Annotated in this window: 5 protein-coding genes and 1 pseudogene; 5 read left to right on the top strand and 1 reads right to left on the bottom strand. The window is 64.0% G+C overall.

Going from position 1 to position 6,445, the window contains the following annotated elements; genetic code table 11:
* Positions 1 to 104 precede the first annotated feature (104 nt).
* The 4 genes and pseudogenes from AS93_RS0115300 to AS93_RS0115285 all read left to right on the top strand — a co-directional run bounded on the left by AS93_RS0115300 (position 105) and on the right by AS93_RS0115285 (position 4,332).
* Positions 105 to 626 (top strand): DUF3158 family protein, encoded by a 522-nt coding sequence (locus tag AS93_RS0115300; protein ID WP_027591421.1) that lies wholly within the window; start codon positions 105 to 107, stop codon positions 624 to 626.
* The gene (locus AS93_RS0115295) at positions 623 to 1,006 is read left to right on the top strand and encodes a single-stranded DNA-binding protein (RefSeq protein ID WP_027591420.1); all 384 of its coding nucleotides are present in this window, start codon (positions 623 to 625) and stop codon (positions 1,004 to 1,006) included. The genes AS93_RS0115300 and AS93_RS0115295 overlap by 4 nt, the downstream gene beginning before the upstream one ends.
* A 13-nt stretch (positions 1,007 to 1,019) precedes the next feature.
* Positions 1,020 to 2,873 (top strand): annotated as a pseudogene (locus tag AS93_RS19545) (DNA topoisomerase III); the annotation flags it as partial.
* Positions 2,874 to 3,624: 751 nt separating this feature from the next.
* Positions 3,625 to 4,332, top strand: a complete 708-nt coding sequence (locus AS93_RS0115285) for a hypothetical protein (protein ID WP_027591419.1) — start codon at positions 3,625 to 3,627, stop codon at positions 4,330 to 4,332.
* Here AS93_RS0115285 and AS93_RS20675 read toward each other — a convergent pair.
* Entirely contained in the window at positions 4,320 to 5,327 is a 1,008-nt protein-coding gene (locus AS93_RS20675) for a hypothetical protein (RefSeq protein ID WP_155956158.1), read from the bottom strand. The two genes, AS93_RS0115285 and AS93_RS20675, sit on opposite strands and share 13 nt — an antisense overlap.
* 128 nt (positions 5,328 to 5,455) lie before the next feature.
* On the opposite strand from AS93_RS20675, the gene AS93_RS0115280 reads away from it, so the two are divergent.
* Positions 5,456 to 6,394, top strand: coding sequence for a competence protein CoiA family protein (locus tag AS93_RS0115280; protein ID WP_027591418.1), 939 nt, complete (start codon positions 5,456 to 5,458; stop codon positions 6,392 to 6,394).
* The last annotated feature ends 51 nt before the right edge of the window (positions 6,395 to 6,445 follow it).

Here is a 6,445-nt window from a genome sequence, read left to right as displayed (position 1 = left end):
CGGGTGCGGCGCCAGACGCCGGCAGGCGAGGGCGGCGAGCTGGGCGAGCAGCACGACCCCGCCGACGATGCCGGCGTGGCGCGTGAAGCGCGGGAGACCGACGCATGACGGCCGGCGAGCGCGCCCGCGCTCCGTTCCGCGGACTGGAACAGGCAGACTTCCAGCGCCTGGAACAGGCCGCCTACCTAAAAGGCCTTTTAAGACCTTTTAAAGGTAAGGGGCTGGAGGATTGGGCCAGTCAGTGCGTGGGTCTGCGCGACCAGCTGATCGCCCTGGCCACCCAGCGGATCCTGTCGCAGGCGCAGGCCTACCCCTTCAGCTTGCTGGGCGTGCAGCTGTCCCTGCAGACCACCGGCAGCGGCACCAGCTTTCTGCGCTGGCGCAACCTCGACCGTTCACGGATGGGCGTGGCGCTCTGGCAGAATCTGCTGGAGGCGCCGTCCACGCCCGAGCGCCTGCTGGCCGAGCTGTATGCCATGGAGCAGCAGCGCATCGTGCTGAACATGCAGGTCAGCCTGCTGCATAGCCTCGGCCGCCAGGCCCGGGAGTGCGCCGGCAAGCTGGCCGCGGCCGAGGCCGTCTACCTGCGTCGCCTCCATCGTCCACCAACCCGGGAGACACCATGAGCACGCACTTCAGTGGCGAAGGCAACATCGGCTCCGTGCCGGAGTACCGCGAATTCCCCAACGGCAACGACGAACCGCGACGGCTGCTGCGCCTGAACATCTACTTCGACAACCCCGTCCCCAGGAAGGACGGCGACTACGAGGACCGTGGCGGCTTCTGGGCGCCGGTGGAGCTCTGGCACCGCGAGGCCGAGCACTGGAGCGCCCTGTACCAGAAGGGCATGCGCGTGCTGGTCGAAGGTCGCGCCGTGCGGGACGAATGGGAGGACGCCGAGGAGAACGAGCGGGTGACCTTCAAGATCGAGGCTCGCCGTATCGGCATCCTGCCGTACCGGATCGAGTCGGTGACGCTCATCGCCAAGCCTGTCGCCGCGCCGTAGGCCAAGGAGATCCATGCGCCTGTTCCTCTGCGAGAAGCCCTCCCAGGGCAAGGACATCGCCCGCGTGCTGGGTGCCGGGCAACGCGAAGCCGGCTGTTACCGGGGCAAGGAGGTGGTAGTGACCTGGTGCATCGGCCACCTGGTCGAGGCGGTTCCGCCCGAAGGTTACGGCGAACAGTACCGGCGCTGGTCCCTTGAGCAGCTGCCGATCACTCCCGAGCACTGGCGCATCGCGCCCAAGGCGGCCACCGCCACGCAGTTGAAGGTGGTCCGGCAGTTGCTCGGTCAGGCCTGCGAGTTGGTGATCGCCACCGACGCCGACCGCGAGGGGGAAATGATCGCCCGCGAGCTCATTGAGCTGTGCGGCTTCCGGGGACCGATCCAGCGCCTGTGGCTGTCGGCGCTGAACGAAGACTCAATCCGCAAGGCGCTCGGCCAGCTGCGCGATGGGGACTCGACGCTGCCGCTGTATCACGCGGCGCTGGCTCGTTCGCGCGCCGACTGGCTGGTCGGCATGAACCTGACCCGCCTGTTCACCCTGCTGGGGCGCCAGGCCGGCCATGCCGGCGTGCTCTCGGTCGGCCGGGTGCAGACGCCGACCCTCAAGCTGGTGGTGGATCGCGAGCGCACCATCCGCGATTTCGTTCCGGTGCCGTACTGGGACATCCGGGTGCGCTTGGCGGCCGAGGGACAGATCTTCTACGCCCGCTGGGTGCCGCCGGCGACCAGCGTCGATGAGGCCGGTCGCTGTCTGTGCGAGGAGGTGGCCCTGCAGGCGGCCGATCGCGTGAACACGGCGGGACCGGCACGTGTGTTGTCGGTGGACACCGAGCAGGTGCGTCAGGGACCGCCACTGCCGTTCGATCTCGGCACCCTGCAGACGCTGTGCTCGCGCCAGTTGGGGCTCGACGTGCAGGAAACGCTGAACATCGCTCAGGCCCTGTACGAAACGCACAAGGCCTGCACCTACCCGCGCTCGAACACGGGTTACCTGCCTGAAAGCATGCGCGCCGAGGTGCCCGCGGTGCTCGAAGCCCTGCTGCGCAGCGACCCGGGGCTGGGCGGGGTGATCAGGCGGCTGGATCCTGCGCAGCGTTCCCGCGCCTGGGACGATGCCCGCGTTTGCGCCCACCACGGCATCATTCCCACGCCCGAGCCGGTCGACCTGGCGGCGATGAGCGCGCCGGAGCGGGCGGTCTACGAGCTGATTCGTGGGCACTATCTGGCGCAGTTCCTGCCGCAGCATGTGTTCGAGCGGACCACTGCACGACTGGCCTGTGGCGACGAGGTTCTGGAGGCCGCAGGCCGGAAGATCCTCGTGCCGGGCTGGCGTGAGCCGCTTGGCGAGCCGGCACTGGCCGAGACGCAGGACGAGGGCGAAGCCTTCGTCTGCGCTCAGGTGCTGCCTGCGCTGCGTAGCGGTCTGGACTGTGGCGTTGAACAGATCGAGCTGAAGACGGCCTGCACGTTGCCGCCGCGCCCTTACACCCAGGGCGAGCTGGTGGCGGCCATGAAGAGCATCGCCCGGCTGGTCAGCGACCCGCGCCTGCGGCAGACGCTCAAGGACACCACCGGCATCGGCACCGAGGCGACCCGCGCCGCCATCATTCAGGGACTGCTCGACCGCGGCTATCTGCTCAGGAAAGGGCGCGCGGTGCGTCCCTCGCCGACCGCCTGCACGCTGATCGACGCGGTGCCCGCCGCGGTAGCCGATCCGGGCCTGACCGCCGTCTGGGAACAGGCGCTCGACCAGATCGCCAGCGGGCAGCTGAGCCTGGAGGCGTTCGTGGCCCGGCAGTCGGCCTGGGTGGCGCAACTGGTCGAGCAGTACCGGGGGGCGACGCTCGCCATCACGCCTTCGGCGCCCCAGGAGCGCCAGCGTCGTCCCGCCTCGCGCACGTGGCGGGGCAAGGGGCAGGGCCCCTGAACACCCAGTCCCGCTTCGGTGGGATCGCCAGCGCATGTTCCCTTCTGCAACCGTGCGCGCGTTCCGTCAGGCCGCTACGGTCGATGGAGCGAGAAGGGCCTCTGTTCCGAGATTGCGTCCTGACGCGATCTGCCTGATCGGTGTGATGCGTCGGCCCCGTGGGGTCTCCCGATGGCTTGTCAGCCGAGCCACCCGGAGACCCCACGGGTCGCTGCCAGTCGCCGCCGGTGCCCGCCGGTGAAACAACGGGCTCCCTTTGTGCGCGGATGTGTGCCTGAGCGTACCGGCCCCAGCCACGACACGGGCCGGGTGACGATCATCGGGTAGCGGCTCTCAAGCTGCACCAGGCGACCGTCACGGGTGGTTGCTTCTTCTATCGCCGAAGGCGCAGGCCTTCGGCGTTTCCTTTCTGCTCTACGCCCGGCAATCCGGGCGTTTTCAGCGGCCCATTTCCCGGCGAGGACCGTGTGTGGCGTGCGCATGCTGCCTCGGCTTGTGTCGCCGAACGGTTCGGCGTCTGGCCAGCAGCCCCGGGTCATGCGGCTGCCACGGAACTTCTCCGTGCGACCCACCCGTCCGCCTCGGCGGACGCCCTGTCTTCGCCGGCTTGGCCGGCAGCCACTCATCCACCCGCTGGGGTTCGATCCCCGGCTGGGGATTGGCCTCGTCCATTCCTTGCAGGAGAACGTCCATGACTCCCAACCCCTTCATTCGTGGTTATCGGGACCTCTACCAGGTGCGCACCCTACTGATTTGCCCCGAGGGGGGCGCGCCGCTGTGGCGGCCGCTGCATTCCAGCCAGGCACGGCTGAGCGACGAGCAGGTCGTGCGCTCGCCCTGTCTGTTCAATGATAAGTTCGCCGTTGTCGGCGAAGGCCACGTGGTGGCGGACGAGCTGTTGGCGCAGTGCCAGAGCGAGGGCCTGGCGCTCTCGGTGGTCTATTCGCTGGAAGGGCGCGACTTCGATGGCAGCCCGGTGCATGTGGGAGACACCTACACCCGGGAGGCGGCCCGCGAACGGGTCCGGCGGCTGGGTTTCGAGACCGGCTTCTACAGCCGTTGCTGGGAAATCAGCACCGCGCACCTGACCGGACAGGCACTCGATTACCTTTGCCGTCTGGCTGATCTGCCCGTGCCGACGGGCTTTCTGTTCGAGGCCTTTCGCCTCCCGCGCAGCGGCGCCCTGGGGGTGAAGCTCCTCGCCACGCCCTGGACCGATGAGCACCTGCAGCGCATCGAAGGCATCAGCGCCGCGCAGATGCTTCAGCAGTGCCGGGAGCGCGGTGTGCTGGAGTCTCTGCTGGAGATCCTCCATCTCGCAGCCCTTGCCGATGTGCGCGTGCTGATCTTCGATGCCGATGCGGCGGTGCTGGAGGGACTGCCGCTTTACGATGTCTGAGTGGTACACCGAGCCCCCTCAGCGGGGCTCTCTTCAGACGGCGAAGGGGCGTGGGGTTTCGATGGCGTCGAAGGCCCGAGATAGATGCCCTGAAGGGTCATGCGATCGAAGCTGTACACGTGGGCGTAGGGGCTTTCGATGCAGCGACCAACCAACGGAAGGTTCTGATCCGGTTTGCCGGACCTGAGTTCTATATTGCTTCCGCAAATCGAACAATCTGCAGAGAACCGCACTAGGCGCGTCCAGCGATACTTTCCCTGCCTAAACATCTCCAACTCGCAGCTATTCTTTTCACTAATAGCGGTAAGCCAGAGCGGGGCTTTGACAACGCAATCATTAACGACTTGAAACCAGGGTTGCCAAAATTCGCGCCAAATGAATACGAAGCCAAGCACGGTCAGGATGAGAATGATGAGATTGCCTGTAGTTATCGGACCTGGCGTGACACTTAGAGCGAGCAACATAAGCGCCAGCATCGCCACCCAGATTGCACTGGCTAGCAGCACGATGCTCAGAAAGCTAATGCCGCGAACACTGAGATTGCGCATTTCACCTTGCCGCAGAAAAAGGCGAGCCACGATCGATGGCCTGATAGATCCATTTGCGGAGCGCCGATAGATGACGGTGGTTGAAGGTTCAACTTCGGCGCTCTGGTTATCACCCTCGGGTTCAAGCTCCAGCCAATAAAGGCTGACATTGCCTCGTCCACCGCCTGGCTGGTAGCCCATCCGTAGGCGCGGCCCGGATTTTGGCTGCGAAAGATTGAGCGCGCGACGCAGGGCTCTGATATTAGGTATCCAGTCCTTCGGTTCTTTTTCCCGCTCGGCGGAACCTCCGCAGCCGGTTAGCAGCGTTTCTGCTTCAAAGGTCAGCTTGCCCTCGTGATTCGGCCGCTCAAGGCAGGTGTCCGTCATGAACGCAAGGATGTCGTAAGCGCGTCCTCGTGTTGGATTGGCCGCGAGATGGGCCTTCAGCTGTTGAAGCGCTTCGTGCATACAATTCCCTATGCATTTGAAAAGTAACAAGATTTAACCGGTTAATCCGGAATTCCGCGGATTTCGGCGGATTGGATCGGCGGGTATTTTCACCCTTGAGGCCTTCTCAACTCCACCGGAGACCTCACATGACCATGACAATTGCCCTGGATGCTCGTGACCTAATCGTGCCGATCCAGGATGTACCGCGCGGCCTGGCTTGCATGTGCCGTTGCATTGAGTGCGGCGAGCCCGTTGTTGCGCGCAAGGGGCACAAGCGGGCTCATCACTTCTCGCATGCTTCGCAAAAGGATCCATGCGTGGTGAAGCCAGAAAGCTTCGTGCACCGGTATGCCAAGCAGGTCGTGATGGAGCACTTGGGGCTGCAACTTCCACCAATGCCAGACCATTATCCGAAAACCCAGGATGAGAGCTCCTGGTGGGATTTCGAGTCAGCGAAGGAGGAAGTTTGGCTGGGTAACTTCAGGCCTGACATAGTGGCCGAACTTAAAGACGGTCCTTTGCTGATTGAGATTGCATGTACTTCTTTTGTCGGTGATGAAAAGCAGGCTCGGATTGAAAATTTAGGCTTGCGCACGGTCGAAGTTGATATCTCCAGTTTGGAGGTGACGCCTTCGCCGGAGGGCCTGTTGATACTCCAAAATGCCATCCTGCATAACCCCACTTTGAAGCGGTGGTTATACCCGCTCGCTGAAGAAGTTACTTTTACAGCGATGCTAGACAGTCAATCGGCAGAAATTGCGGCAGAAGAACAGGGGGCTGGGCTGTCCGAACGGGTGCGTTACACCATCCAAGGGCTATGGCTGGACATGCGCGTGCTCAAATTCGGAGCGGTTGTAGTGCGCTCGGTCTCTTACAACCCGGCGATTGCCGAGCTGCTCAAGCGACTGGCATGGCAGTACGGTGGTCATTACGTCGCAAAATACAGGAACTGGCGATTCCCTCATTTTGTAAAAGACGCTATCCAGCAGGAGCTGGAAGCGCTGGCTGACTGCGAGCCATCCTCTGACGCACCTGTAGTGGTGTCTGCATTACCTGGTCCGAGTAAGCGTGAAACGAATAGCTGATCTTGCCCAGAAGTCGTGGACACGGGTTTAAGTACTCATCCGGGCTTCGAA

Origin of the sequence: Pseudomonas sp. RL (assembly GCF_000647775.1) — a bacterium.
GTDB lineage: Bacteria > Pseudomonadota > Gammaproteobacteria > Pseudomonadales > Pseudomonadaceae > Serpens > Serpens flexibilis.
Note: the sequence above shows the minus strand (reverse complement) of the source record. Positions and strands in the feature narration are given on the sequence as shown.